This is a genomic window from Agaribacillus sp. DX54 (assembly GCF_056858335.1).
Window position 1 is genome coordinate 60,460 of sequence record NZ_JBXEQE010000008.1, and the last position, 25,501, is coordinate 85,960.

Genomic DNA, 25,501 nt, shown 5'->3' on the forward strand with positions numbered 1-25,501 from the left:
TTATTTTTATAATATAAGCAACCATATGCACTCAAGCCAACCTGTTGACAGAAAAGCGTGGAGGATATCCAAAGCTGGCAACCTTAAAAACCTGGTGCTGACCAAAGAATCGCTCGCCCCTCCCCGGGAGGGTGAGGTACAGGTCGCGGTCAGGGCTATCGGATTAAATTTTGCAGATATTTTTGCGATGTTCGGATTGTATAGTGCCACCCCTGAAGGTAGCTTTGTTCCCGGGTTGGAATATGCCGGTGAAATAGTTGAAACCGGTCAGAATGCAGGGACGTGTCAAATTGGTGACAAGGTGATGGGAGTAACTAAATTCGGCGGGTATACAAATCGTTTAAACATCGATCACAAATATATCGTGCCATTGCCGGCAAACTGGACTTTCGAGGAAGGTGCGGCCTTTCCCGTACAGGCCCTGACAGCTTACTACGCGCTGATCGAATTAGGCCACCTAAAAAAACATCAGACCGTACTCATCCAAAGCGCAGCCGGGGGCGTGGGTTTACTGGCTCATCAAATTGCTAAAAAATTCGATGCTTTTACCATTGGAAGTATTGGCCACAAATCAAAAATACCCATCCTGGAAAAGGCCGGTTATGACCGAATTATCGTCAGAGACAAAAACTTCAAAAATAATCTGGCCGAAGCCCTCGACTCCAGGGAGCTGACGCTGGTGTTGGAATGTGTAGGAGGAAGATTTTTTAAGGACAGCTATCAGGCACTTTGTAAAACAGGCCGTATCATCGTGTATGGTTCTGCCAGGTACGCGCAGTCAGGGAACCGGCCCGATTTTGTTAGGCTGGTATACAAGTATCTTACGCGACCCAAAGTAGACCCTCAGAAGCTGATCGAGGATAACAAGTCGGTGATGGGTTTTAACCTGATATGGTTATATGAAAAATATGACTTATTCAAGCGCGTAGTCGGCGACCTGATGGAACTGCGCCTGGATCCACCATTGGTGGGGCACAGTTTTTCATTGGACGATTTACCTCAGGCCGTCCGGTTATTTCAAAGTGGAAAAACCGTTGGCAAGGTGGTTGTCCGCACAGTGGATTAAAAGTTTTTTCCTGGCTCCATCCGGAACTGTCCAATAAGTTTGATCTGGTCAAGAAATGGCGAATTTTAGTTGGTTTAGCGTTACTTGAATCCTCCCTCGGGGGGACAGGGGGGTGTACTGGTCATTAAAGCAAATAAAATATGTACAAGCCGAAATATAGTACTTATTGGACAGTCCCTAAAATACGGCAGGTTTTCAACTTGTGTGTGATGAAAAATACTTCAGCTACTTCAGGCTTCCGTCAAAACCTGAACCAGATAATAGTTTTTTAGCCTCGAATCCGGCTTTTTTTGGAGTCAACAGGAACTTCTTTAAGCCACAGCATTATCAATTAACCTGTTGATCCTAAATTATTCCCTCATTTTTCATTAGATTTCATATAAAATAGGATTTGACGGGACGCCATGTCGATTTGGAAAAGATTATTTAAATTCAGGGCTTCCATGGAGCCTGCCAGAAGCGGAGGAAAACCACCACTCTCGTTCCGGGAACGATTCAAGGCCCTTAAAAACCTTCCGGAATTTTTCCGGCTGATTTGGCAGACCAATCCAAAAATGGTATTAGTCAATTTGCTGTTGAGGGTGATCCGTGCGGCCATTCCCCTGGTTACGCTTTATATCGCCAAATTAATCATCGACGAGGTCATACGGGTATCGCAATCCGAAACCGAGGAGTCATTGATCTACCTTTTCACCCTGGTAGGCATTGAGTTTTTGCTGGCCATTTTTTCCGATATGCTCAACAGGGGCACTACCTTGCTCGACAGCCTGATCGGCGACCTGTTTGCCAACAAATCCTCTATCCGCCTGATGCAGCATTCAGCCAACCTGGATTTGAACCAATTTGAAGACTCTGACTTTTACGACAAACTCGAACGGGCGAGGCGACAGACGATCAGCCGGTCGATACTAATGACCCAGGTGCTGGGCCAGGCGCAGGACGCCATTACAATGGTATTTTTGGCTGCTGGTTTAATAGCCTTCAACCCCTGGCTCATCGTTTTATTAATGATAGCCGTTATTCCTGCCTTTTTAGGAGAGACCCACTTTAACGAGCGCAGCTATTCGCTCGTCTATAGCTGGACCCCGGAAAGACGGGAACTCGATTACCTCCGGTACACCGGCGCCAGCGACGAAACTGCCAAAGAGGTAAAGATTTTCGGTCTCTCCAAGTTTCTTACCGACCGGTTCAAAGTACTCTCCGACCGATTCTATAACCTGAACAAAAATCTGTCTTTACGCCGGGCCGGTTGGGGCAGTTTTTTTGCCATGCTGGGTAGTGCCGGATACTATGCCGCTTATATCTTTATCATCCTGGACACGGTCAACGGTAATATTACCATTGGCGATCTGACGTTTTTGTCCGGCTCTTTCTTCCGGTTGCGCGCCTTGTTCGAGAGCATACTCAACCGCTTCTCCGGCGTCGCCGAAAATGCCCTGTACCTGCAGGATTTCTTCGATTTTTTCAACCTCGAGCCCAACATAAAAGCCAACAGCCAGGCACTAAAGTTTCCGAACCCCATCCGCGAGGGGTTTGTCTTTGAAAATGTGGGATTCAAATACCATAACACTGACAAATGGGCTGTCAGAAATCTTAATTTCAGCCTGAAAAAAGGAGAAAAACTGGCCCTGGTAGGTGAAAATGGCGCCGGTAAAACTACAGTCGTAAAACTGCTGGCCAGACTTTACGACCCTACCGAAGGCCGTATATTACTGGATGGACGTGATTTAAAAGCATACAATGTGGAAGACCTCAGAAGTGAAACCGGCGTCATATTTCAGGATTTTGTCCGATTCCAGATGACCGCCAACCATAACATTGCCGTAGGAAGGATCGACGAAAAAGACAACCGACCAAAAATAGTACATTCAGCCGAGCAAAGCCTGGCAGATACGGTGATCGACAAGCTTCCTGAAAAATATGATCAAATGATCGGCCGCAGGTTTGCCGATGGGGTGGAACTGTCCGGAGGGGAATGGCAAAAAGTAGCGCTGGGCCGTGCTTACATGCGCGATGCACAGATACTGATCCTCGACGAACCCACCGCCGCCCTGGACGCCCGCGCCGAACACGAAGTATTCCAAAGGTTTACCGAGCTCACCAGGGGAAAAACCGCCGTCCTCATCTCCCACCGCTTCTCCACCGTCAGAATGGCCGACCGCATCATGGTCCTGGACGAAGGCCAGTGCCTGGAAATCGGCACGCATGAGGAGCTCCTGACCAGAGGCGGGCGCTATGCCGAGCTTTTTAATCTGCAGGCCGAAGGATACAGATGAGCAACAGTACGGATAGATATACTTTTGCTTGCTGGTAACACCAGGTAACTTTTGGAGTCCCGGGTGGAAAAAACTATCTCTTCAACAGCCTATTCGTATTGTTGCATGACAAACAAGTAGATAGCCCACCAGGTTATATGGGCCAATATAGGCCACTTATGCTGAAGAATAGGATAACTTAATTTCACTTTCAGCGTGAAGGTTTTAATAAGCAATTAATAATCCTGCTTTTATCTGCCCTTTCAAAGTTTCAATTCTTAATTGAGACCTGAAATAAGTTAAGTTTTTAAGTCAAACTAATATGATGGGTGATTACTTGCTCACAAATACCCTAAAAACCTCCTCGGAGCTGCCATATTGCAGTTTTAACCAATAAATGCCATTACCGATCCCGGTTACATCCACCTGAAATTCATTGAGCCCTTCCGGCGCTTCAGGAATTTCCCGTTCAAGGACTGGTTGACCCATGGCGTTGTGCATAGAAATGTTCACTTTTTGGCTTTCTTCCAAAACCACCCCTACCGTTATCAGCCGATCCGTGGGATTAGGAAATGGATCGATTACGTTTGATTTTTCATTCAAGTTGATGCAATAAGTATTGTTTGTCAGATTCGCCTCTGCAAAAGCTGACTCCGGGAGCGCCAGGGTGGCACAAAGATAAGGGGTGGTGTTACGATTGGTAATGCTAATGTTTAATGGATACACCACCAATTCACCGGGGGCGATGGTTTGTTCCAGGATTTCGGTTACCGATGCCTCACTGCCAATCTCTAAGGCGATCTCAGCTTTATCGACAAACAGGCTGCCATTATTTTTGATGTCAAGAGAAACCCGGGTTTTGCCATCCTGAGATAAGGTAGTCATGCCCTCAATCGCCACATCCATAATCGGCTCAACGATGTTAATTATTTGCCTTGCTGTATCTGCACAGCCGGCGTCAGTAGATGCTATCATTATTACCTCAAAAAGCCCTAAGTCCGTGAAAGTAAAAATCGGGTTAGTGACAGCACTTTTTTCTCCATTACCAAAGTCCCAGTTAAAATTATCTGCTCCCATCGAACTGTTCTCAAAATTCACCATCAATGGAGGTGGTCCTTGCGATACGTCAGTGTTAAAAGCTCCTTCAGGCCGCTCGAGAATAGAGATGCTTTTACTAATTGTACTGACACAGCCAGCTTCAGTTGTAATGGTTAAGCCCACCACGTAATCTCCTGTAGCCTCAAAGGTAAAAACAGGATTAGCATCTGAGGAATTACCCAAATTGCTAAAATTCCACTGGTAAATACCAATGGCATCGCCGGTCACAATACTTTCATCTATAAACCGGACAGCATCATTAACACAAGCATTCTCAGCACCAAAATCAGCTACTGGCAACGGGTTAATCACCACATCTTTTGTAATGATAGCTGTGCAAAAAGTTGAGGAAGTTACAGTTAAACTTGCCTGGTAAGTTCCAGGCAATGCAAAGGTGGCAGTGGGATTCTGTTCTGTAAATACCTGACCGTCGATTTCCCAAAACCGGGAGGTGATGGCAGAGCCATCTATGGTCTCTGACAAGTCTTCAAACTGCGATTCTTCACCCAGGCAAACCTGATCGATAGCAAAGTCAACAGTTGGCCCCGCGATTACATCCACCATCTTTTCCAGGGTCGCAGTACAACCAAAATTAGTGGTGGCAGTTAAACTGACAAGAAAAGAGCCACTGGTTTGGTATATATGTGCCGGATCTTTTTCTGTAGAAGTATTGCCATCCCCAAAATCCCATGCCCAATTGGTAATATTCGCATTAGCGGCGGTAGTTTGGTCAAAAAATTGTGTCGTGCCATTGCTACAGGACAGTTCGTTGATAAATGCTACCTCTGGCAAGGCATATACAGTGACGGTTTGGCCATTGGTTACACTGCAACCCAACGCATTGTCAGCCGTGAGCACCACTGTATAGTCCCCCGGAGCCGCGTAAGTATGGGTAGGGTTAACCAGATTGGAAGTTGTTCCATCGCCAAAATTCCAGGTGTAGCCAGTGATATCTGTGCCAGTGGTATTGTTGGTGAAGGTAATGCTATTATTGAAGCAATCGTTGGCGAATGAGTAGGTAACAGCAGGGCCTTCTACCACATCAACTGAAATAGTTGTTTCTGTGGCGCAGCTAGGAATGGCCCCGGTTAATTTGACATTATAGGTTCCGGCTGAAGAAAAAGCATGAACGGGGTTTTCCTCTGTGGAGTTCTCCCCGTCACCGAAATCCCAGGTCCAGGAGATGATATCGCCGTAATCACCAGGGGTAGTATTCGTGAATAAAAGACCCTGATTGGAACAATTCAAACCCAATGGTAATGTAAAATCCGGAACTGGTTCATCAAAAATTGTAATTTTCTCAAAGGTAGTTTGATTACAGGTATTGGCTGATTCAGCTTGGAGGACAACTTTATAGATGCCGGAGTTAAAATATTGATGGGATACGTTTTGGCCTGTCTTGGTCGGTGATCCATCCCCAAAATCCCAGATCCAATTTAAAACAGTTTGGGAGGGAGTATTATTGGTTGAAGAAAATGAGTTAACAACAGTTAAACATTGATTATCATTTCTATCAAATACTATTTCAGGTGAACTGAGATTAGTAATTGAAACCGTTTTTTTGCTGAAATTGATGGCTTTATTGTCAGGATTATCTGTACCCTTTAAAACTATATCAAAACTTCCTTGACTTGAAAAGTAAATTGACCCGGGGTTTTCATTTTTTAGGTAAGTAATAGAAGCATCGCAAACAGAATCATAAACAATTTTAGTTAGCATATGATCTATATAATGAATTCCTTCTACAAAATAACGGCCACGTTGAAAACCTATATCTAATGCCGTCAATCTTGGAATGTTATGGGTTGCTTGTGATAATATATTCGGAGTATCAGTTGAACTAATATCGTCATATCTCAATAAAATCATAGGATCGTTGAAGTTACCTACCAAAACATACGACTGACTCCCGATCAGGGCTGCTTTTACACTAAAAGGGTTTTGTATACCAGAAAAGGTGAAACTACTTTCTTCAATAGGTTGAGTAAACAAATCATTTCCAAACTTGAGCTTGTGAATTCGATTTGCGTCAAAAGATGCAGCAAATACATACCAATTGTCACAAGTTTTTAATACATCTATCCCAAGAATTGCATTCGCGTGAGTTAGGTTGTTAGTGGAAATAATCTGACCACTTCCAATTGTATTATAAAATGAATTTCCAAAATTGACAATAGTTATATTTTTGCTACCTGTTGAAAGGACTATGTAGATATTTCCACTATCATAAACAGCTTTGACACCTCTGATCTTCGAGCTAATACCGAAATTTCCAAGAGATACGACAGATGGGGTATCATTTTCAATATTCTCTCCCAGTTCCAAAAGAATAAGATCGTTACCAGGATTTGAAATATTTTTAGTAACTAGACAATACCAAAAGTTTCCTACTTTAATTATATCAATTGCTTCTGGTTGATTCAAAAAGCCGCCAGGATTACCTAAATCCACAACTTCAGGGAAGGAATTATCTAAATTATTTCCATAATCCAGTCTAAAGATTTTGCTGGTTCCTCTATTGGTAATAAACCCATACCAATTTTCCCCATCAAATACCAATTTAAAACCTAGAGGCACTGACGCCGATGCAACGTCTGTATTGCCTATTATGGGTGAGGACTCAAAGTCATTCGGACAAAAATCCCATTCAAAATCTGAGACTCCAAAAGACGAGTTGTCAATCAATATGTTTTCATTTATACATCCATTTGTTTGAATGTTAAAATCCACTGTTGGACATTGAGAATAAACTGTATAGGGTAATAGCAATACCACTCCAACAAAAAACCTCACTATCTTCACTACGTTTTTCTTTATGTAAAGCTAGCTTAATATTTTCGATCTTCTTATTACTATTAATTTAAATAACTTACATTTATTAAATTTTATTGAATATTTTGCTATAGAGAGGTTGATAGTTTTTGACTGATCTATCCTTAATGATAAAATTTCTACATCTCTCCCTAATTTTGTGTTTTTCTTGAGAAAGAAATAGATTTTCAATTTCATGCACTGTGGCTAAAAATGAATTTTTTGACATATCTTTTATTGTGAACCCTATTTTGTGTTGAGTGGCAAAAAGATAATCGTCCGAAATTCCCTCTGGTATTATTATTGGCAACCCACATGACCAATATTCACCATCCTTTATTGGGGAACAATAGACTTTACTAGGCTTTTGCCTAACGGCAACAACACCAAAATCCGATGCCGATAGATATGCCGGTACTTCTTCTTTTTTAACAAACTTTATGACAAAATCTTCTTTTATCAAATCCCTTGACTGTATCCAATCAAACAACTTAGACTCTTCTTCACTGGTAAGTAAAAAGAATTTAAACTTTATTTTTGAATTTTCCTTACAAACTCTGTAAAAATCAAATAATTCTGTTTCCATATACATCCCACCAAATTTACCCAGATAAGTCAAAACACATTCATTGTCTCTAATATTATGGTTTCTTCTAATCTGGGCTCTTAATTGGGGATCAAATCTGAATATATTGGTATCTACACAAGAAGGGACTCTATATATTTCACCTTTAATTCCAATATTTTCAAGTTTAGTTATCATTTTATTTGTAGCGGTCAAGATAACTGCACAATTTGCCGCAACCTTTGACTCATATTTTCTCGATAGTTTATACTCCCAAGAATCTTTATTCCAGACACCCGCCTCAACCATGTACTCAGAATGCGGTTCAAAAGTATGCACAATATGAGGTTTGAAGGTAATTGTACTTAAAAAATGCCCAATAATTGCACCAGGAAAACCCTCGGAGTAAATAATTTTTGCATTATACCGCAAAACGAGGAATACTGAAAAAGCTATCCCCCATAAAAAGTCAAAGGATTTTTTCACAAGTTTAAATTTACCTGAATGCCAATAAGTTCTGTACCACAATATATTTTGTGCAAATAGTCTTTTTCTTATTTTGGAAGCCTCCGTTTTAGAAAGTTGAAATCTTTTTTGTTCAAAAGTCAATAAAACAAACTTAAAATTATTGGATTTTGATAATCCTGCAAAATAGGGAAGTACGGCACTTTGGAAAATTGGATCTTTGTAGCTGTAGTATGCAAAAATAAATATTGTTTTAGTCATTCTTTAAAACTTTTAGAAATTGCGGATTTGTAAAGCTTATGAAACCTGGTATTTAGAAACAGTGTCTTCAGTTTTAAAATAAAATATTTATCAATGGGGCTTTTCAAAATGGATAAGATAATCCAACAAAACATCTTAAGGATATTCTTCCTTTTCAAAGAATCCGAAGCTTTGCTTACATATAAAATACTATACCAAGCATTGAGTTCTTTTTTGCTAATATTTTTAATGTGTTTTAGGCTTTTTCGTCGTAAATAGGCATCATGTTTAGCTTTTACGAACCAGTATCTTGATTTTGAAAGGTTTTTTAAAGTTGAGATGCCACCTTCATGGATTCGATATTTGTAAAGTGGTTTGTTAAGAAAATATAAGGTGCAAACTTCTTCTAGTTTATAATACAAATCTTGATCCACCGCTCTTTTAAAGTAAGGATTGATTCCAGTTGTTTTCAGATAACATTTTCTTTTAAAAGTAGCGAAATGAGTTACTCCTTTTCCATAGGTTAAATAGTTTTCATTTTCCGGTATCTTTTCGGCAGCATAAGCCAGTCGCTTGATATTTAAGTCCTCATCACATATATAATGAGATGAGTAAATCAATCCTATATCCGGCCTGCTTTCATGACAATTCTTCATTTCTTCCAAGGCATTAATTTCTAAAGTATCATCGGGGTCCAAATAACCTAGTATGTCACCAGAGGCCATTTTGGCAGCTCTGTGTTTGGTGTAACCACAATTTCCGTTTTTACTATTTATAAATAGCTTTACTCGATGATCAGAACGAGCTATAGATTCAACGATTTCAACCGAATTATCCGTAGACGCATCATCTACAATAATTAACTCCCAATTTTTATAGGTTTGTGCTAAAATACTGTTTATTGCATCTTTTATATATTTGCCATTGTTGTAGTTGGCCATCAAAACTGAAAATGATAAACTCATTGCTTTATATCAAAAATTTACATGAATAGAAAGACGTTGTTCCTGATAACTGCAAGCTATCCTTATGGATCGTATGAAACCTTTCTCGAAAGTGAAATACCAATACTATCAAAAAAATTCAATAAAATTTTCATTATTACAAACTCAAAACCATCAAAGATAATCCGGGATATTCCAGATAATCTACAAATATACTATTTCTCTTATCTGCCAACTCTATCTGAAAAGATTGCAAGTCTAAAGTATTTATTTAACCGTATGTTCTGGAAAGAATTTCATATCATCATTTTCAGGTATAAAATATTTCCAACCTATCAAATTTTATCAACTATATTGACTTCACTTAGAAAAGGTCAAAATTTATGCAATTTTATAATAGGCATAACTAAAAAAGAAAAATTAATCCTGCAAGATACTTTGGGATATTCATATTGGTGCAACAACATGGCAATTGGTCTAGCCTTGTTAAAAAGAAAAAATCCAGAGATAAGGGTAATTACAAGAGGGCATGGATGGGACGTTTATTTTTTTAGAAATAAAATAAACTATCTTCCACATAGGTTTTTAATATTTCAAAATTTGGATAGCATCCATTTTATCTCAGACCATGGATATCAATATTGTTCAAGACTTTTACAAGAAAATTTTCAAGAAAAATTTTTTGTGTCAAGGCTAGGTAGTAAAGATTTGCAGGGAAATATCAAAAAAAGTAGTTTGGATAGCTTTAAATTTATCTCGTGCTCTTCTTTGATTCCACTTAAAAGGGTCGATCTAATTGTAAAGCTTTTATATTCATTAGGTTCCACAGGCATCAATATTAATTGGACACATATTGGAAGTGGTCCATTGTATCAAGATATAAAAAAGGAAAGCGATGAAATAACTATTAAATATCAAAACATTAAAATAACTTTTCTTGGTCAACTATCCAATGAAGAAGTTTTAAACCTTTATCGTAATGAATATTTTGACTTGTTTATTAGTTTGAGTGAATATGAAGGTATTCCTGTATCTATTATGGAAGCCATTTCTGCGGGCACACCTGTTTTAGCAACCAATGTTGGAGGCAATTCCGAAATAGTTGGTAATAAAAGTGGTTATTTGGTCAGTGCCAATCCCACTATTGAAGAATTAGCAGAAAAGGTTCTGAATTTTATCAACCTGTCACCACAAGAAATGGAGGACAAGAGAGTCTATGCTCGTAAAGTATGGAATAAACTTTACAACGCGGAATTAAACTATAAGGATTTTGTAGATGATATTGTAAAATTGTCAGGTTAGCATTTAATGGAAAGGATAACCTGTAGACCAAACCCGAGATATTCGGTAGTCTTCGCTCAAATAACTTATAATCATATGTTTTATATAAATGAAATATCTCAGCCAAAAAGACTTTAAGATATCAAAAAAATGCTTTAAGGTTGTTAATGGGCAATAGCTGATAACGTGGTGACAATTATTGTGGTAATTCAGTTTTTAATAATACCCAGATAAATCAGAAAGAATAATACCAGAGTTTTGTGATTGATGAATTTTAGTGGTTTAATTTGGATTGCTTTCATTGAATATGAAAAGGCAAGCCAGAACATTTTTCGATTCAAATGTGACCACATAAACACCCTGTAAATGTAAGACGGATCCTCTACATACGGTTTATGTTTTTCCATAACAAAATTGATTATGCCAGGAATATCTCCTTTCTCAAGACTGTCCACCCCATCGCCACTTCTCTCAGCTATAAACTTCTGAATTAACGCATAACCATGGAGTTTAAAGGGGTTGAACAATAGATTAGATTTTGATGAGGATTCCGGATATTGTCTGTATATATATAATTTGTCAGGAATATTAATACATTTATACTTTTCCACTATTCTCGAGGTTAAATCGTAATCTTCGTATCCCAAGGAATTAAAAAAATCTCTATATCCCCCTATATCAATCCAAATACTCTTTTTTACAAGAATAGTTGAGCCAGTAAAAACATTCTCATTTTTTATTTTTTTACGGATTTCATTATACTCAGTAGGCTTTTCGTAGGGAATATCTAATTCTTTCCCAGAAACATCAATGTATCTCACAAAGCATCCACACAACCCCAACTCTGGATCATCTTTAAAAGCTTTCAATTGTTTTTCCAATCTATCAGGAGTACACAAATCATCAGAGTCCAGCAAAGTAATGAAATCGCCCTTTATCTTATTAGCCAATCTGTTCCTGGTTCTTAAATAATGTTGATTTACACTATTGTGATAGACCCGAATCCTTTCATCATCAAAAGAGGCTATGACTTCTCTGGTAGAATCTGTGGAGCAATCATCAGCTATAAGTAACTCCCAATTAGCATATGTTTGATTGATAATGCTCCTTATAGCTTCTGCAATAAATTTTTCAGAGTTAAATGAAGTCATTAACACAGACACCAATGGTAATTCATTGTTCATCATGCTTCTTCAATACTTTTACTTTTAAGCATGTCTTTGTAAATGACATTAAGTCCCTCATCGATACCTGTGGAGGGTTTATATCCAATATTCTTAAAAAGTTTCTCTGAGCTACCAAATCGTCTACCCACTTCGTAGTCGTATCTCTTTATTGGTGCATTGATGTAGACAATCTCCGATGATGAATTAGAGATTTCTTTAATCTTATTGGCTAATGTACCAATTGCTATTTCCTCTTCATTTGCTACATTAAAAATTTCAAAACCATTGACTTTTTCGCCAAGCTCTATGGTAGCTTTTACGGTATCATCTATATAGGTAAAATCTCTTGTTTGATTACCATTACCAAAAACAGTAATTGGCTTATTACTAATAGCCTGTTCAAAAAAACGTGGAGTGACCATTCGATTATCCTGTCTTAGTCCATATACATTGAAAAACCTTAGTGCAATCGCATTGATCCCTTTTTCTTCATGTAACGCCCCCAAATAAATCTCATTGTATCGTTTAGCCATAGCATAACTTGTTTTTGGATCAATCATAATGTCTTCAGTAACACTTTTTTCCAGTGCATTATGTCCATAAACTCCACTGGTAGATGCATATAATATTTTTGGTATATTATTTTTAACAGCGGCCTGAGCGATATTTTGCATCCCTACAGCCTCCGTATCCATTGTCTCCACCGGATTATCAGCCACAATATCTACACCTAATATGGCCGCAAAATGCAATATTACATCTGCACCTCGACTAAGTTTTAAAATTTTACTAATATCCCGCACATCCGCATTATGAAATTCAATTTTCTTAAATACATCACTCGGTATTTTGTTACCTCTTAACAAATTATCAACCACTACCACTTCATTTTCAAGTTCAACAAGTTTTTCTACCAAATGACTACCTATGAACCCAGCACCTCCTGTTACAAATATTCTTTTATTTTTCATATTAATATTTATTTTGTAATCGATATTTCAAATTCGGATATTAAAATCTCTTTTTAAATTAACTAAGGTACTACGCTGAAACCGGGTTTTCCTGTTAGATAGTTTCTGCGATATGCATAATTAAAGTATGTTCATTTAAGCTAGCAAATTTCATTAGCACAGACGCTGTTCCAAAAACCTTTATTTTTGTAAATTGGTGTACTTGTTTGGGTAAACCTGGTTTGTAGGAATACCTTTTTAATCATTTCGAATAGGCTAGAGTAACGTCAATTTGGCAAAACCCATGACCCAAAATGAAGTTTTTGTATAGAATTTTTAATCTTTTGATTTTAAGTCTTAGAGCTACTTATTTTATTCATAACATCCTCAAAAATTAAGTTCAACAATTGCATATTCATGTTTACTTATGTCTATACATTTTTGAATTTCCGTATTACTCTATTTAAAAAGGAGCTGGCTTTTTTTGTAAAAAAGTCCTTCATGACAAACCAATTATGTCCGGATACGGAGTAAAAAGATTTATTTTTAGCTATAATCCAACCTCTAATTTCATTTTCACCGACAGTTCTTATCAAAAAATTATTTTTTCTAAGATATTCTTTTAACGTGTTTCTGTTGTGATTTTTATCATCCACCATATCTTCATGAAACAAAATAAGCATCATTTTAATTTTCTTTAGAACTTCTGGAGGCGTAGAAAATACAATACCGAACTCAGCACCTTCACAATTAAATTTTATTAAATCACAAGATTTCAAATCATATTTTTGAAAAAAGGTCTTTAAAGACAATGATTTAACAAGCTCAAATTCGCCAGTAAATTTTTTTGTAATGCTATGTTCCCAGTTTTCCGGACTTAGAAATAACTTCTCTGTTCCATCAGATTTGGAAATTGCTGAATTTACACAAATAATGTTATGTAAGTTGTTTTCTTCAACAGTTTTATTCAAAATGCTGAAAGTATCTTTAGATGCTTCTACAGCATATATTTTTCCATTTGGGGCTTTTTGAGAAGCGATTATAGAAAATGTCCCTATATGAGCACCAATATCAATTAAGTTGACATCATGAGTTAACTTAAAGTCCCGAATTTCCTTGAGAAAGATATCCTGTTCCAGACTGTAAGTAATTACATCCTCATCTGTTGAACCTTTCCTGTAATAAATTTTAATTCCATTATATTCTATTTGCGATAAATCCGAATCCATATATTCCAATTTAAAATTCATGAGAAATCCCAATGGCAATCCACAAAAACGTCACCATGGAACCAACGACCTACATATTTTAGATATGGAGTGCCATTATCCTGTACTGAGATGGGACAAATATACTCTAAGTATTCAATAGCACCGCTATACGGATTGTGTATAGCAGCTAAAAATGAGTATTCGCCGTTAGTCAATAAATTTGCTGGTATTTTTACTATAGCCTTATTTATACATTCAATACCTATTTTATAGTTTTCTAAAGATCGATCTGAAGTAAATATTGCCCTTCCGATATCATTATACACAGAGATACATATGTTCAAATCTCTTACCAACTCTGAGGCGACAAACTCTATATGAAGAAAAATATTCTCATCATGTTTGAAATAACTTTCAGACTGTTGGTTACTATTTGTCGTGTATACTCTTACAATATTATGACTCTTGTCATTCTCTAAACTTTCTTTTAAGTATAAGTTTGACGAAGTTGCTTTATTTGTATAATCCCTAATTACCTCCTGAATGTCACCTTGCTTTTTTACCTTTCCATCTTGTAAAAGAATGCCGTAATCACATAGTTTTGAAACTGCACCCATATTGTGACTAACGAATAGCACACTTCTTCCATTCCCAGTGACTTCATTCATCTTCCCTAAGCATTTTTTTTGAAATTCGATATCGCCTACCGCTAATACTTCATCTATAATTAAAATTTCCGGTTCTAAATGGGCCGCTACCGCAAATGCCAATCTAACCTTCATGCCACTGCTATAATGTTTTACTGGTGTATCAATGAATTTTTCAACACCGGAAAATGTAACAATTTCATCGAATTTGTTTTTAACCTCCCTTCTTTTCATGCCTAGAATAGTACCATTTAAATAAACATTTTCCCTCCCGGTTAATTCAGGATGAAAACCGGTACCCACTTCAAGAAGAGATGAAACTTTACCATTCATTTCGAACCGACCCTTAGAAGGTTCTGTGATCCTTGAAAGTATTTTGAGCAATGTGCTTTTGCCAGCACCGTTATTCCCAATAATACCCATTGCTACACCTTTTTTTAGTGTAAAATTGATGTCATCAAGAGCCCAAAATATTCCTTTTTCAGACGACTTACCTTTTGTAAAGCTCTTAATTCTGGCACTTATGGACTCACGTAGACTTGCACTTCTGGTATTACCAATTTGATAATATTTACTTAATCTTTCAACCTTCACGGCAAATTCTGACATAACAACAAAAGCAATTAAACAATATCAGCTATTATTTTTTCGGTCCTTTTAAAATAAATCAGACCCGAAATGAACAACAAAAAAGCACATACAAAAGAGATATAAACATATTGATTTAAAGGCAAACCGCCTATCAATGACCACCTGAATCCCTCTACAATCCCAGCCATTGGATTTATATAATAATACAATAAATACTTCTCCGGAATTAAAGTACTTGGGTAGGCTATAGGTGTCACATACAGACCCAATTGTACCATAAACGGAACTATATGTTGAAAATCTCTATATCTAATTGTCAAGGCACTTAGCCATACCCCGACACCTAGTGATGCTAACACGGTTAAAAGAATAAATAACAAACTATATAATATTCTTATTGTTGGGGTATAATTGTAATAAAACATTAATACCATTAGAAATAAAAAAGTTATTAAAAAATCTACGAACCCAACAATACCTTTGGAAAATGGAATTATTATTCTTGGAAAATATATTTTTTTTACCATCTCCTGTGCCAAAATTATAGAGCTGCCTGATTGGGCCATTACAAAAGAAAAATAATTCCAGACTGTCATGCCTGCTAATGCAAACAAAGGATAAGGGATACCTCCAGTGTCTACACTGATGGCACGCCCGAAAATTAAAGTTAATATCATTAAAGTGGCAATGGGTTGAATACCTGCCCAAAGGAGGCCAAGAAACGTTTGGGCATATCTAACCCTTAAATCACGATATGAAAGTACATAGAATAGATCCCTATAACTGAGCAATTCCCTGATATTCAATGAAAACGAGCTTTTGTCGGCATCTACAATAATTCTGTTCATCATATTTTTCTAATAGAATGCAAGACTAATTAATTTATTTCAATTTTAGAAGTTCACTAGAGTTTTAATAAAGTCTCACAAGCTTTTTTGTTTTATCTTGATACTTGATAGTTTGAGATAAGTTATGCTGAATGATAAAAAGAGAAAGCAAATAAAAAGGAATCATCGGAATTTTGTAACGTGATAGAGAACCAAAGTTGTAAGTTGAAATACCAGTGGCAAATGCAAAGGTGAGAGCAAAGGTCAAGCAAAACAGTACCTCGGGTTTAAAAACATGTTTTATAATACTTAGGAACCATCTGCTTAATATAGTTTTAATGGTAAAATAGAGGAATATTAATGCTTCCAAAGCTGAAAGAAGCATTAAAGGGTTTTTTACTTCCCATAAGTAGGGTCTAAATAACGCAACATTTATTGCCTGCGGGCCAAGAGTCAATAAGCCAGAGAATGTACCATCCATTTCTCCCAATACATATGTTGATCCTGCGTCACGGCCAGAAAAGAAAGCAATATCATATGCGGTAATCTTGGCTGTAGTTGCTATTTGTTCAAACGAATAGCGAGGATCGTATTGGGATACAGCAATCAAACCGTGATAAGAAATCACAAAAGCCAAAATAATGACAAGGGGCATTATTGTGTATTTCACGAACTTTAATTTGATTAAACTTAGATTTTTTGAAACTACCCAAATTACAATGGATGGTAAAAAACTTAAAAGGATGTATACTTTGATTTTGTAGATAAACCAAAACGAAATAACTAAAATAATTGCATTGATAACCAAGCTTTCTTTCCGAATAAATATTTTATATAAAGTATAGGTTAAAACTCCCAGGCATCCAAAGGTAATCGTATCCTTGAAAATGCCGGAACCCCAAAAAAAGACGGTAGGTATAAACAATATGGCTAGTGCAATTTTTCTATGCAGAGCTGGGTAAAGAAAATAAAAAATCTGATAAAGGGACCAAACGCCAATGTAACATGTAGCCGCGAAAAGAACTGCGATTGATGAGTACGTATTGAATGTAAACAAACCAAAAAAAGCCGCAATACAAACTACCATGTATGAAGCACTGTCATTGTAAAAATGCATTTGGGAGGAATAAATATATGTATCCGGAAAATGAGTACCAGAAGCCAAAAAAATTAATTTAAATGCCTTCATAGGAGATTCAAGGAAGGCTTTCCAAATAAGTTTACTATCATTATAAAAATTGAAAGTATCACCTCCATCATAGTAAAACTGATAGATAAAACCCACAGCTAATGCACCAAAAATTTTTACGGTTAACCCGGGGATGAAATATCTTTTAGTTACATTATCTGTAAATTTTGGTCGAACTAAATATGCTACAACATAAATTATAAGCAAAACAAAAGGTGTAACTATGAAATCTTTACTGGTCATGTCAATCTTTCAATTCCACAAATTTAACCTTCCATTTTATTTATTCTAATTTTAGGGCTAGATTTCAAAGCTGAAAGAATCGGAATTTGATGAAAATAGTTTTCCTGGTCCCTTATCCAACACGCCAAGCCCCCTCCCAGCGTTTCCGCTTCGAACAATATCTTCATTTTTTTAATCATCAGAGGATACGATATGACATTGCTCCTTTTCTTGATGAGGCAACATGGAAAATCTTGTATCAACGTGGGAAGTTTAAGAGTAAATTATGGGGGATAATCAAAAGTCTAATCAAGCGAAAATTCCTGGTGCTTTTTGGGCTTTTTGAATATGACTACGTATTTATTCATCGGGAGGCTGCGCCGGTTGGCCCACCGGTGTTTGAATGGTGGATCGCTAAAGTCCTTAAAAAAAAGATCATATACGATTTCGATGATGCCATCTGGTTGCCCAATACCTCCCAAACTAACCGGTTGGCAGCCAGATTAAAATGGCATAACAAGGTAGGCTCCATTTGCAAATGGAGTTATAAAATCAGTGCGGGAAATGATTATCTGTTTGATTACGCTAGGCAATTTAACAAAAATGTGGTGCTTAATCCAACCACTATTGATACTGAAAACCTCCATAACCCCGTGCTGTACCCGCAGCCAAAGAAACTAGGAAAGCCGGTAATTGGCTGGACCGGGACACATTCTACTTTACCCTATCTGAAGATGCTCGTTCCGATTTTACAAAAACTGGAAAAGCAGTTTTATTTTACCTTTTTGATCATTTCCAATCAACCACCAGATTTACCTTTGAAATCAATTGAATTCCTCCCATGGAATAAAGAAACAGAAATCGAAGATCTCCTTAAAATAGATATCGGGGTGATGCCTCTTTCGGAAGACCAATGGTCCAAAGGCAAATGTGGCTTTAAGGCACTGCAATATCTTTCACTGAATATCCCCGCTTTGGTTTCTCCCGTGGGAGTGAATTCAAAAATTGTTCGTCATGGAGAAAATGGATTTTTGTGCGCCACTGAAGATGAATGGAATGAGAATTTAAAAAAGCTATTAGTCGATATTGACTTAAGACAAAGACTGGGAAGGCAAGGCAGAAAAGACATCATACTCAACTATTCTGTATTAGCCAACCGGGATAACTTTATGCACCTGTATGATTAGTCGTTTAACCGTTTCATATAATAAATCCCATTCACTCCTATCCTCTCTACCAACTCCACTTTAAAACCTTCCAAACTCAATTTATAAAGTACATTTTTAAGCGCATCCGGATAATTGGCATCATAGTAATCATTGATAATAAGATATCTTGGAATATGATGACACACAATATTATTCCATAACCACTGTAAAACCCCACCGGCTATTCGGGGATAGGCAGCACTTTCCTGTCCTTGAAGGTTGACAATATCACCATGGACTGCAGGCTGTCGATAACTTTGATATCACTCACTTTTTCCAGCATCAGCTTTTGATAGGAAGCAATGTCAGTGGCCACGATTTTCAGAATAAAATCGCCGGTGCCGGTAATATGGTGACATTCGATGATTTCGTCAATGTTGCGGATCTCTTTAAGAAAGGTTTCTATATTTTCCTTGTTATGGCCTTTCAACGACACGTGTACAAAAGTGCTGACACCCAGACCAATTTTGGACATGTCCAGTTTGGCGTGGTAGCTGTGGATGATGCCAGAGTTTTCAAGCTTTTTGACCCTTTCCAGTGTTGGCGCAGGTGATAAACCAATCTCCTTGGAAAGCTGGGCATTGGTGATTTTAGCATTGGACTGTAATATTTCTAATATTTTTCGGTCGATTTTATCTAATTTGGAATTTATGGTCATTTTTTTCTTGGGTAACGAAATTTTATTTGGTCAAAGATAAGCATATTTGAGGTGCTTTAAAATAGCAGGGTAGTATTTTACAAAACCTGAATTTTGTCTTGGCCGTTTTCTGCAATCTCCATTTTTCAGGAAAAGCTACGTTTCCGGGAATCGTACAATTACGTTAACATGTGAGTATAAATACTCGCGATAATCGGAATTGCCAGAACCGTCTGACGTCTAAAAACGAACCTTTAAAAAATGCAACTGTTGTTAACACACAAGCATTACGTAAATAAGGTTCGATCTTATTATCGTTCCCTTTTGACACTAGCAAAAAGCAGTACATGATCCGGCTGATTTAATCTAGAAAAATTTAAGGTTGTAATCCAAAAGGCAATACCATATTATTGCAAAAGCCTGAAAGAATGGCTAAAAAAAGCCTGTTAACCTGTTTTTCAGGGGAAAAATTTTCCCTGAAATATGATGTAGGTTATTTACTGAAAACCAGTAAATAAGTAATCGATATACCAAAATTATCGATTAATCGTTCATCAAAGATTGGAAGAAATTTTGTAAAACTGGCTGACAAATATTATTTTGTATATACAAAAAACATGTAAAGAAATAACAAATTCGTTTTTTTTGCCTGTTTTTGACATTAAAACAACAGACTTAGGAGCGAACGGGAGTCCCAAATTAAACTGCTACACCACTTAAAACCTCTCTTATAGACTTCCCGGAATAATTATGCTCAGCCGGCGGGAACATTATGTGTGGAAACAGGCAAAAATGGATTTTGCTCAGGCAAGATCTGCGGTTCTCGGGAAATGATATATTCAAATAATACAATTTAATATTTTAATAATTCAAAAACTATTTTATTAATCAATTAATCTTTAAATGCTATGAAAAAGTTATTCGTAATTATCGCAGTTGTAATGAGTGGTTTTGTTTTTAACGCTTGTACAGAAGAGACCGATGATGTTACCCCACAAATTGAGGTAGAAGAAGTTACAGCGCCAGAACACACTGGTGATGAAGATGAACAGTCCCGGCAAAACAGTTCTGGTCAACCATGATGAAAGCGGGAATTTAATTCCCGCTTTTTTTATTTTAGAATATGTAAAATCGGAATAATTTTATATCTTTTCGATCTAGTTAGAACTTCAGCCAAATCTAAAGCTTTATGAAAAGATTTTGTCTAATATTTATCGTTGTACTTTTTTCTAGTGCTGTAGCGGTGGCTAATGATAATTTGCAAAATCTTCTTGAGAAAATAAATTCCACCGAACAAACAGAAGAAAGACTGGATTTGTATTGGGAAATTTATTTTGAAACCTTAGCGAAGGATTTAGACTTATCTTTCAAATATGCTTTAGAATATAATAAACTTGCTATCTCTTCGGATAGGTTAGATCACAAATCAAATTCATTTTGGGCATTGGCATGGTTAAACAAAAAGTTGGGAAATCTGGATAAGTCTTATGAAAACTACCTTTTGGCAATTCACTGGGGTAGATTGGCCGGGTTGAAGGAAAGAATTGGTGACGGATTCAAAAATATTGGCAATATTTTTAAGGAGGTAAGTGAATTTGATAAGGCTTATCAATACTATTATGACGCGCTAGCTATCTACGAAGATCTAAATCTTAACCCAAAGATTATTAATACATATAGAAGTATAAGCATGGGTAAATGGAAAGAGCAAAATTTCGATGATGCTTTTAAATATGCCGAGCGAGCACTCGCGCTGTCTATTAGGGATCAAAACGATAAATACATCAACATCCTTTACAATTTAGTTGGTATGATTAATCATGAAGCTGGAGATTACAGAAAAGCCAGGGAAATGTATTTCGAGTCAATAAACAACATTGACAGTCTTGTAAATAAATCAAAAATTTTAGGCATAGCATACAATAATATAGGTGAAACATTTAGTAAACAAGGGGATTTTGAAAAAGCACATGCCTATTTCGATAAAGCTCTGAAGGAAAAAAGATTTCTCAATAAACCTAAAACTACCGCCTATACTTTACAAAATTTGGGCAAACTGTATCTGATGAAAAATGACTATAGCCGCGCAACCACTTTTTTAGGAGAATCTATTTCTTTAATGGATGTGAATAAAATAGATGAGGATTTAACCGGGGCTATTGAAGAGATAACCAAGGCCTATGACTCGGCCAACAACCAAGGTTTAAACCTTGATTTATCACCTCTACTGGCTTATAATAAGATTTTATCCAAACAGTTTCGACTTACGCAGCAAATGAGAAAGCAGTTGATAGAACAACACAATCAATATATGCTTGATAGATCCTTTGAAAAACAAGATCTACAAGCCAATATCGGACAACTTCAAAATACTAAATTATATCTTATTTGGGCAGGAGTTTTGATCATTACAGTATTTTTGTTTTTAATTTTTCTTATGAACCGGGCCTTAAAAAGGGCGCAACGTAAATCCCAGGAGATTGTTGAAACACTAAACCAGATGAAGGGAGTGCTAGGAAAAAGTTTTCAACGAATGTTGGAGGATGATACTTTTACAATAACAACGAAAAAATAACAGTTGGCTTTTAACTCATAAAAGTTAAAAATAACTGAGACCCCCAAATTTTATTTTTCGAGCTAACCAGGGTTTAATATAGTCTAAATTTCAATGCTCATGAAATTTTTTATTGCTTTGGCCAGTTTAACTTTGGTTAATATCAATTTCCAAAAACCAGCATCATTTAAACAGGAAGACAGTTTGTATCAGGCTTACAAAAGTGCCAGGTACCCAAAAGATAAAATGCCCATTTTAAGGAAGTTGGGCAAATTGACACTTGATTATGATCTGAAAAAGTCCCTGGAGTTTACCGAAAGCTACCTGAAAATTTGTGAGGAATTTGGAACAGATCAGGACAAGGCAGATGCATATTGGATGATGGCTTGGGTAACGGGTAGTTTAGAAAACGATAACGTTGCCCTGGAGTACTATTTAAAAGCCAAGACTTATTATCTTAGACAGGGTGAAGACTCAACAATTGCCAATATTTATAACAACATAGGCACTATTTTTATGAATGCTAAGAAGTTCGAAAAAGCCAGAAGTTATTTTTTCCAATCCATCAAAATAAACCAGCGTTTCAACGATTTATCTAAGCTTACCAGAAATTATTTTAACCTTACGTTATGTGAGATGAGAGATAAAAATTATGACCAAAGTCTTATATATTTAGATAAGGCTACGGAATATGCAAATGAACTATCATCTTCTGAACGGGTGAATGATTTGATCAACTTGAAAGGAATTATTTATTATTATCAAGAGAATTATTCTACAGCCAGAAAGTACTATTTCCAGGCCATTATACATATAGATTCGGCTGAAAACAAAGCCCGCCGGCTTGGTATGGCTTATAATAACATAGGTGAAACTTACAGGGAAGAAGGTGATTACCAAAAAGCATCGGAGTATTTCGAAAAAGCCATGGTCTTTAAAAAGCAATATGCTAACCCCGAATCAGTTGCCAGCACGCTTATTAATATAAGCAAACTTGCACTTCTTCAAAATCAACCTGAAACAGCTATTGCTTTTTTGGAAGAAACCTTTAACATTTTAGACAATGATCGTATGTATCCCAAACTAAAAGAAGCCTCTGAATTATTGGTTGAAGCTTACAAAAATAAAAAACATTTTAGTCCGGAAGATTTCAATAAAATACTTAATTTGAATAAAGAATTTATCGATTACATTGATGAGCTTAAACTTGAAAAAGATCAGAAGGTAACTACTCTGATTGTTGACCATGGCGAAATTAAAGAAGAAGCCCAGTATCTCCAGAAAAAAGAAAAAAGCATTCAAAAACGATCGCTGTGGATAATAGTCATTGCCGTAGTTGTAGTTTTGGGACTACTTATCTTGCTGTATTACCGTGAAAAAAGGTTTAAAAACTTTATAAAGCAGATGTGGGAGGATATCAGGGATGTCTAAAGTTGTGATGAGGTTGAAAAAGTGTAATAGAATCTCCATTAGATAAAAATGAACTAGCACTAAAAAGGCCTTTAAGCCTGAATTAGGTTAAATAAGACATGTGTTACCAGCAAGTAATAATGCAAATTTTTCGGCAAGTTGTCATGTACAGAAAATGGAAAACAGCGATGTACAAATTTCCAGGCTCAAAAATGGTTTTACGGTGCTGCATGCGATAACTATTCCCTTGCAGTTTTATAATCTCACATCTATACAGTATCCTGTCCAGCAATGCGGTTGTTAGCACCTTGTCTTGCAATATTGCAATACCTCGGCCCATTCTTTTGGGGCTTTGTTTGTGGTAATGATCAATGATGAAATGAAAGAAGAAGCCCAATACCTCCGGAAAAAAGCAAAAAACATTCGAAACCGGTCATTCCGGATAATAGTTATCGCTGCAGTGCTGGTTTTGGGACTCCTTACGCTGTTGTATTACCGCGAAAAAAGGTTTAAAAACTTTATCAGGCAAATGTGGGACGATATAAAGGATATTTAGTAATTATTGCTATCTGCCCAGATAAGTCTCGAACTTCTCGCGCAGATCAAATAACTTTTCCTTGGTCCGGATATTATCGTCCTTTAGGCGGGTAACCTCTTTTAACAATTGATCGATCAAATCATATTGTTCTTCCAGAACCTCAATCAATTCCTGGCGGCTGAGTATCTTAACATTAACCCTTGGAATATGTAAAAATGGTTGAAGATCCAAATGCTCAGCCTTCAACTGTTCCAGACGTTCTTCCTTTGAAAGTTCAGCCGCCAATTCTTCTTTTTTCTCTTCCTCCTCCTGCTTTACACCGAGCAACATATCAACCGAGATATTTAAAATTGACGCAATAGTCGGTACCAACCCAAGGGATGGCAGGGTGATACCATTTTCATAATTGGAAATAACGTTATGCCTTAGTTTTGCACCAGTTAATTCGTTGATGCGTTCTGCCAGTACAGTCTGGCTCATACCCATACCCTTTCTTAATCTTCTGAGATTATTACCGAAGAAATTATTTTTTTTCATTACCGGAGGATTATTATTTAGATTTTATTTGACATATATGTTAATTTTTATTAACATTGCATCATATTTAACGTTCATTTTGGTGAATATACAAATTTTATGACATATATGTATAAAATAAATGTAAAATTACATTAAAGAGCTTTGGGGAGGGTCTCCTTTTAATTTCCGTAACCTTTAATAGTGCATTTTTTAACAGCAAATCTCAATTCATGATCCCGATCCTCCCCATATTTATAATCTGACACTATTAACCACTCGACCATAGTTCAAGCGTTTCATGATCCAGGAAAAATATCTTTACCCTAACCCCAAAAACCAACTATATGTCTCTCAGCTTAGTTTAAGTTCAAATGTATCGCAGGTTGAAAGAACCATCAGCGTTAAATATAAGGGTTTTAATGATATTTTGGAAATCAAGATAATAAATTCCCTCCTGTGGTTTCAATTCGGAAGGAAAGCGGGCTGTTATTAAAATAAAGAAGGAGTCTTAAAAGTGGTGGGTTAATGAAAAGTCTGTACTTTACCACCCCTTTGTTGATGCAAAGGAAAAATGGAGATGAATCTATTAGCCTATTGGTCGAAACCGGTGATCCGGCTGCTCAGGTAAATAACCAAATCTTTCAATCGCATAAGCTCCTCCAGCAACTGATCAGAGACCTCATACTGCTTTTTCAGTTCGGCACGCAAATCCTCTTCCGAAAGATCTTTTAAATCCTTTCTCTCCAGCTTTATCTTGGTGATCGCGTTAAGATCAAGGGTAGTCTCAACGGTCTCGTTCACGATTTTGTGGGCGATAACGGGAGAGTCATCTTTCCTGATCCGTGAAGCCAAATCATGCCGACGCTCACCATGAAATAACTCATCAATGGTTACCTCCAGCAGAACAGCAATGTATGGAATAATTCCTACAGCCGGGAAACTTGTACTGGTTTCGTAATTGCTAATGGTGTTCTTTCTAACGTTCAATCCGGTAAGTTCGTTTAATCTGTTGGCAAACAACTCCTGACTCAGACCTCGTTTTTTCCTGAAATGCCGGAGGTATCTTCCAAATTTTTCGAACTTTTTAGGGCTAAAATGTTCGGACAT

At 36.8% G+C, this 25,501-nt stretch carries 21 protein-coding genes; 8 read left to right on the forward strand and 13 right to left on the reverse strand.

Annotation, left to right across the window (positions count from 1 at the left end; genetic code table 11):
* The first annotated feature begins 25 nt into the window (after window positions 1-25).
* Together AC04NP_RS11140 and AC04NP_RS11145 are read left to right on the forward strand one after the other, a co-directional pair.
* On the forward strand, window positions 26-1,066 hold the full coding sequence (locus AC04NP_RS11140; protein ID WP_482859824.1) for a zinc-binding dehydrogenase: 1,041 nt from the start codon (window positions 26-28) through the stop codon (window positions 1,064-1,066).
* A 443-nt stretch (window positions 1,067-1,509) separates the two neighbouring features.
* Complete coding sequence (locus AC04NP_RS11145; protein WP_482859955.1) at window positions 1,510-3,342, forward strand: ABC transporter ATP-binding protein; 1,833 nt, start codon at window positions 1,510-1,512, stop codon at window positions 3,340-3,342.
* Between the two features lie 312 nt (window positions 3,343-3,654).
* On the opposite strand, the gene AC04NP_RS11150 is transcribed toward AC04NP_RS11145, so the two are convergent.
* The 3 genes from AC04NP_RS11150 to AC04NP_RS11160 form a co-directional block, all read right to left on the reverse strand.
* On the reverse strand, window positions 3,655-7,104 hold the full coding sequence (locus tag AC04NP_RS11150) for a PKD domain-containing protein (RefSeq protein ID WP_482859825.1): 3,450 nt from the start codon (window positions 7,102-7,104) through the stop codon (window positions 3,655-3,657).
* A gap of 193 nt (window positions 7,105-7,297) precedes the next feature.
* Window positions 7,298-8,521, reverse strand: a complete 1,224-nt coding sequence (locus AC04NP_RS11155) for a glycosyltransferase family protein (RefSeq protein WP_482859826.1) — start codon at window positions 8,519-8,521, stop codon at window positions 7,298-7,300.
* A complete protein-coding gene (locus tag AC04NP_RS11160; protein WP_482859827.1) occupies window positions 8,518-9,465 on the reverse strand; it encodes a glycosyltransferase in 948 nt (315 codons plus the stop codon). Before AC04NP_RS11160 ends, AC04NP_RS11155 begins: the two co-directional genes overlap by 4 nt.
* 21 nt (window positions 9,466-9,486) lie before the next feature.
* Here AC04NP_RS11160 and AC04NP_RS11165 point away from each other — a divergent pair, with 21 nt between their 5' ends.
* Entirely contained in the window at window positions 9,487-10,746 is a 1,260-nt protein-coding gene (locus AC04NP_RS11165) for a glycosyltransferase (protein WP_482859828.1), read from the forward strand.
* A 188-nt stretch (window positions 10,747-10,934) separates the two neighbouring features.
* Here the strand turns inward: AC04NP_RS11165 and AC04NP_RS11170 are convergent, their stop codons facing one another.
* The 6 genes from AC04NP_RS11170 to AC04NP_RS11195 all read right to left on the reverse strand — a co-directional run bounded on the left by AC04NP_RS11170 (window position 10,935) and on the right by AC04NP_RS11195 (window position 17,549).
* Window positions 10,935-11,912 carry a glycosyltransferase family 2 protein gene (locus tag AC04NP_RS11170; RefSeq protein ID WP_482859829.1) on the reverse strand — a complete coding sequence of 326 codons (978 nt, stop codon included), beginning with the start codon at window positions 11,910-11,912 and terminating at the stop codon, window positions 10,935-10,937.
* Window positions 11,909-12,862 carry an NAD-dependent epimerase/dehydratase family protein gene (locus tag AC04NP_RS11175; RefSeq protein ID WP_482859830.1) on the reverse strand — a complete coding sequence of 318 codons (954 nt, stop codon included), beginning with the start codon at window positions 12,860-12,862 and terminating at the stop codon, window positions 11,909-11,911. The genes AC04NP_RS11170 and AC04NP_RS11175 overlap by 4 nt, the downstream gene beginning before the upstream one ends.
* Window positions 12,863-13,272: 410 nt before the next feature.
* Window positions 13,273-14,070, reverse strand: coding sequence for an FkbM family methyltransferase (locus tag AC04NP_RS11180; RefSeq protein ID WP_482859831.1), 798 nt, complete (start codon window positions 14,068-14,070; stop codon window positions 13,273-13,275).
* Between the two features lie 17 nt (window positions 14,071-14,087).
* Entirely contained in the window at window positions 14,088-15,308 is a 1,221-nt protein-coding gene (locus AC04NP_RS11185) for an ABC transporter ATP-binding protein (RefSeq protein WP_482859832.1), read from the reverse strand.
* A gap of 14 nt (window positions 15,309-15,322) precedes the next feature.
* The gene (locus tag AC04NP_RS11190) at window positions 15,323-16,141 is read right to left on the reverse strand and encodes an ABC transporter permease (RefSeq protein ID WP_482859833.1); all 819 of its coding nucleotides are present in this window, start codon (window positions 16,139-16,141) and stop codon (window positions 15,323-15,325) included.
* Between the two features lie 61 nt (window positions 16,142-16,202).
* Complete coding sequence (locus AC04NP_RS11195) at window positions 16,203-17,549, reverse strand: hypothetical protein (RefSeq protein WP_482859834.1); 1,347 nt, start codon at window positions 17,547-17,549, stop codon at window positions 16,203-16,205.
* Window positions 17,550-17,638: 89 nt separating this feature from the next.
* On the opposite strand from AC04NP_RS11195, the gene AC04NP_RS11200 reads away from it, so the two are divergent.
* Window positions 17,639-18,715, forward strand: a complete 1,077-nt coding sequence (locus AC04NP_RS11200; RefSeq protein ID WP_482859835.1) for a glycosyltransferase family 4 protein — start codon at window positions 17,639-17,641, stop codon at window positions 18,713-18,715.
* A gap of 202 nt (window positions 18,716-18,917) precedes the next feature.
* Here AC04NP_RS11200 and AC04NP_RS11205 read toward each other — a convergent pair whose 3' ends face one another.
* Window positions 18,918-19,394 carry an Lrp/AsnC family transcriptional regulator gene (locus AC04NP_RS11205; protein WP_482859836.1) on the reverse strand — a complete coding sequence of 159 codons (477 nt, stop codon included), beginning with the start codon at window positions 19,392-19,394 and terminating at the stop codon, window positions 18,918-18,920.
* An 887-nt stretch (window positions 19,395-20,281) separates the two neighbouring features.
* Between AC04NP_RS11205 and AC04NP_RS11210 the strand changes: the two genes are divergently transcribed.
* The 3 genes from AC04NP_RS11210 to AC04NP_RS11220 all read left to right on the forward strand — a co-directional run bounded on the left by AC04NP_RS11210 (window position 20,282) and on the right by AC04NP_RS11220 (window position 23,358).
* The gene (locus tag AC04NP_RS11210; protein WP_482859837.1) at window positions 20,282-20,455 is read left to right on the forward strand and encodes a hypothetical protein; all 174 of its coding nucleotides are present in this window, start codon (window positions 20,282-20,284) and stop codon (window positions 20,453-20,455) included.
* Between the two features lie 107 nt (window positions 20,456-20,562).
* Window positions 20,563-21,948, forward strand: a complete 1,386-nt coding sequence (locus AC04NP_RS11215; protein ID WP_482859838.1) for a tetratricopeptide repeat protein — start codon at window positions 20,563-20,565, stop codon at window positions 21,946-21,948.
* Between the two features lie 99 nt (window positions 21,949-22,047).
* Complete coding sequence (locus AC04NP_RS11220) at window positions 22,048-23,358, forward strand: tetratricopeptide repeat protein (RefSeq protein WP_482859839.1); 1,311 nt, start codon at window positions 22,048-22,050, stop codon at window positions 23,356-23,358.
* A gap of 103 nt (window positions 23,359-23,461) precedes the next feature.
* Here AC04NP_RS11220 and AC04NP_RS11225 read toward each other — a convergent pair whose 3' ends face one another.
* Window positions 23,462-23,677 (reverse strand): ATP-binding protein, encoded by a 216-nt coding sequence (locus tag AC04NP_RS11225; RefSeq protein WP_482859840.1) that lies wholly within the window; start codon window positions 23,675-23,677, stop codon window positions 23,462-23,464.
* Here AC04NP_RS11225 and AC04NP_RS11230 point away from each other — a divergent pair.
* Window positions 23,651-23,893 (forward strand): hypothetical protein, encoded by a 243-nt coding sequence (locus AC04NP_RS11230; protein ID WP_482859959.1) that lies wholly within the window; start codon window positions 23,651-23,653, stop codon window positions 23,891-23,893. The genes AC04NP_RS11225 and AC04NP_RS11230 overlap by 27 nt on opposite strands.
* 9 nt (window positions 23,894-23,902) lie before the next feature.
* Here the strand turns inward: AC04NP_RS11230 and AC04NP_RS11235 are convergent, their stop codons facing one another.
* A complete protein-coding gene (locus AC04NP_RS11235; RefSeq protein ID WP_482859841.1) occupies window positions 23,903-24,412 on the reverse strand; it encodes a helix-turn-helix domain-containing protein in 510 nt (169 codons plus the stop codon).
* A 573-nt stretch (window positions 24,413-24,985) separates the two neighbouring features.
* Window positions 24,986-25,501: a helix-turn-helix domain-containing protein gene (locus AC04NP_RS11240; RefSeq protein WP_482859842.1), complete on the reverse strand. Its 516-nt coding sequence runs from the start codon at window positions 25,499-25,501 to the stop codon at window positions 24,986-24,988.